The following is a 3103-nucleotide window of genomic DNA, read 5'->3' as shown; positions in this document are numbered from 1 at the left end:
ACGATCAATTCATGCTCAGCCGCCAGTTGCTTGACCAAGTCGGCGTCAAGCGGCTTGACCCAGCGCATATTGGCTACCGTGGCATCAAGCGCCTCGCCAGCCGTAATACTCGGCGCCAGCATGGTGCCAAAGGCCAGAATCGCGATCTTGCTGCCCTTGCGCCGAATCTCGCCCTTGCCGACCGGCACGGCGGTAAAGGACTTGCGCACTTCCATGCCCGGCCCGATGCCGCGCGGATAGCGCACGGCAGTGGGTTGGTTCATCTGGAAGGCGGTGTACAGCATCTGCCGGCATTCATCCTCGTCGGCCGGGCATAGCACCGCCATATTCGGAATACAGCGCAAAAAGCTGATATCGAAGCTACCGGCATGAGTCGGGCCATCGGCGCCAACCAGGCCGGCACGGTCGATGGCAAACACCACTGGCAGATTCTGCAAGGCCACATCGTGAATCAGCTGGTCGTAAGCGCGCTGCAAGAAGGTGGAATAGATGGCGACGACCGGCTTCAAGCCTTCGCAAGCCAGGCCGGCTGCAAAGGTCACCGCATGCTGCTCGGCAATGCCCACATCGTAATAACGGTCGGGGAATTCCTGCTGGAAGCGCACCATGCCCGAGCCTTCGCGCATCGCCGGGGTGATGCCGACAAGGCGCAGATCCTGCCGCGCCATATCGCACAGCCAGTCGCCAAAAATCTGCGTAAAGGTCGGCTTGGTCGCCGCCTTGGACGCCATACCCTGCGCCGGGGTGAATGGCGTGACAGCGTGGTACTTGACCGGGTCACCCTCGGCCAGCTTGTAGCCTTGCCCTTTTTTGGTCACCACATGCAGGAACTGCGGGCCGGACAGGCTCTTCAGGTTTTCCAGCGTTGGCACCAGGGCATCGAGATCATGACCGTCGATCGGGCCGACATAGTGGAAGCCGAACTCCTCGAACAGGGTCGACGGGGTCAGAAAGCCCTTCATATGCTCTTCCGAGCGGCGCACGAATTCGTGCAGCGGCGGCACATTGCCCAGCACCTTGGAGCCGGTATTGCGAAAGCCCTGGTAGAACTTGCCGGACAGGAGCTTGGCCAGATAGGCGTTGAAGGCGCCGACATTGGGTGAAATCGACATTTCATTGTCGTTCAGCACGACCAGAAGGTCGGTATCGGTCTTGTCGCCGGCATTGAACAGTGCCTCGAAAGCCTGCCCGGCGGTCATCGCGCCATCGCCGATCACCGCGATGCATTTGCGCCGCTGACCGAGTAGCTTGCTCGCCTCGGCCATGCCGGCGGCGGCGCCGATACTGGTGGAGCTATGGCCGACGCCGAAGGTGTCGTACTCGCTTTCCTCGCGCTTGGGAAAGCCCGCCAGCCCGCCATGCTTGCGCATGCTATGCATGCGCGCCTTGCGCCCGGTGAGGATCTTGTGCGGGTAGGTCTGGTGACCGACGTCCCATACCAGGCGATCACGCGGCGTGTCGAACACATGGTGCAGGGCGATGGTCAGTTCAACTGCGCCGAGATTGGAGGCAAAGTGGCCCCCGGTCTGGCTGACGGTATCGAGCAGAAAGGCGCGCAGTTCACCAGCCAGCTGCTTGAGCTGTTCCTGATCGAACTCGCGCAGATCGGCAGGCAGATTGACAGTATCGAGGAGCGGGTAAGGCATGTTTCTCTTCACGGGTGGCGAACCACCAACAAATATCATTCATCACCGAGCACCTGGCGGGCACAGCGCTTGTTCCCAGCACCGTATTCGCAAGGGCTCTGGGGGAAAGATGTCAGGCCTTGCTCTAAAACGCCCGATGGACGATGAAATGCGCCAGCTCGCGCAAGCGCTGCGCCCGCTCGCCAAAGCTGCTCAGGCAATCGAGCGCTTCGGCTTCCAGCTCGGCCGCGCGCTGTTTGGCTTGTTTCAGGCCCAGCAGCGACACATAGGTCGGCTTGTCGTGAGCGGCATCCTTGCCGGCGGTCTTGCCCAGCGTCGCGGTATCAGCTTCCACATCGAGGATATCGTCCACCACCTGGAAGGCGAGGCCGACCAGCTTGGCAAAGCGATCCAGCCGCTCGCGCTCGGTGCTACTCAAGGGCTCGCCACAATAGCTGCCCAATAGCACCGAGGCACGAATCAGCGCGCCGGTCTTGAGGATATGCATGTTTTCCAGCTCTGGCAGCGACAGCGGCTGGCCGACCGATGCCAGGTCGATCGCCTGCCCCCCGGCCATGCCGGCGGCACCGCTGGCGGTGGCGAGAATTTTCAACATCTTGACCTGGTCGCTCGCCTCGTCGCACACGGTGCGCCCGGCCAGCACTTCAAAGGCGGCAGTCTGCAGCGCGTCGCCAGCCAACAAGGCAGTAGCATCGTCGAACTGCACATGGACGGTCGGTTTGCCACGGCGTAGCTGGTCGTCATCCATGCACGGCATATCGTCATGCACCAGCGAATAGGCGTGGATCAGCTCAACCGCGCAGGCGGCATATTGCAAACGCTCGGCGCCGGCACCAACCAGTTCACCGGCGGCAAACACCAACAGCGGCCGCACCCGCTTGCCACCGCCTAGCACCGCATAGCGCATGGCTTCATGCAGGCGCTGCGGCAGATGGTCGCTCGGCGGCAACACGGCGCCAAGCGCCAATTCCATTTGTTGCTGAATGGCAAACGACCAGGTTTGAAAATCGCTACGGGCGCTCATTCGCCACCTTCCACGGCAAAGGGTTTAAGGCTGTCGCCATCGAGAATCTTGATTTGTTGCTCGGCCGCTTCCAGCTGGCCCTGGCAAAAGCGCACCAACTCACCGCCGCGCTTGTAGGCAGCGAGGGCCGCTTCCAGCGGCGCATCGCCACGTTCCATTTCGCTGATCAGGGTTTCCAGCTCGCTCATTGCCGCCTCGAAACTGGCGGGCTTGGTCGATTTCGCCATTGGCGCATCCTGCAATATTCGTGAACCGCGCGATTCTACTAGGGAAGCTCGACGTGAATCGAGTTTTCAAGCTGCCTATCTGGACCCGGGAGACCCGGGCCTTCGGCGGCAGTGAGTCAATCAACACTCCCCTCGCTGTTCTAACCCACCCCCTCCGCCCCCGCCGCCGCGGGGGAACCGCGGTGAGAAGCTCCACGCGAATCGAG

3 protein-coding genes are annotated in these 3103 nt (G+C 61.8%); all 3 read right to left on the bottom strand.

Going from position 1 to position 3103, the window contains the following annotated elements:
- Nucleotides 1–1646: 1-deoxy-D-xylulose-5-phosphate synthase (gene dxs / locus ACE3OH_RS21140; protein WP_374357882.1), on the bottom strand; the 1646-nt coding region annotated here is incomplete at its 3' end.
- Between the two features lie 124 nt (nt 1647–1770).
- On the bottom strand, nt 1771–2670 hold the full coding sequence (locus ACE3OH_RS21135; protein ID WP_374357879.1) for a polyprenyl synthetase family protein: 900 nt from the start codon (nt 2668–2670) through the stop codon (nt 1771–1773).
- Nucleotides 2667–2897 (bottom strand): exodeoxyribonuclease VII small subunit, encoded by a 231-nt coding sequence (locus ACE3OH_RS21130; protein WP_374357876.1) that lies wholly within the window; start codon nt 2895–2897, stop codon nt 2667–2669. Before ACE3OH_RS21130 ends, ACE3OH_RS21135 begins: the two co-directional genes overlap by 4 nt.
- Nucleotides 2898–3103 lie beyond the last annotated feature (206 nt).

The sequence above is a fragment of the Chitinimonas sp. genome (assembly GCF_041904975.1).
Lineage (GTDB): Bacteria > Pseudomonadota > Gammaproteobacteria > Burkholderiales > Chitinimonadaceae > Chitinimonas.
This window is presented reverse-complemented; position numbering and strand designations above follow the sequence as displayed.

Excerpts from the sequence above, each read along its gene's own strand:
- ACE3OH_RS21135 (WP_374357879.1), bottom strand. The coding sequence starts at position 2,670 with ATGAGCGCCCGTAGCGATTTTCAAACCTGGTCGTTTGCCATTCAGCAA.
- ACE3OH_RS21130 (WP_374357876.1), bottom strand. The coding sequence starts at position 2,897 with ATGGCGAAATCGACCAAGCCCGCCAGTTTCGAGGCGGCAATGAGCGAG.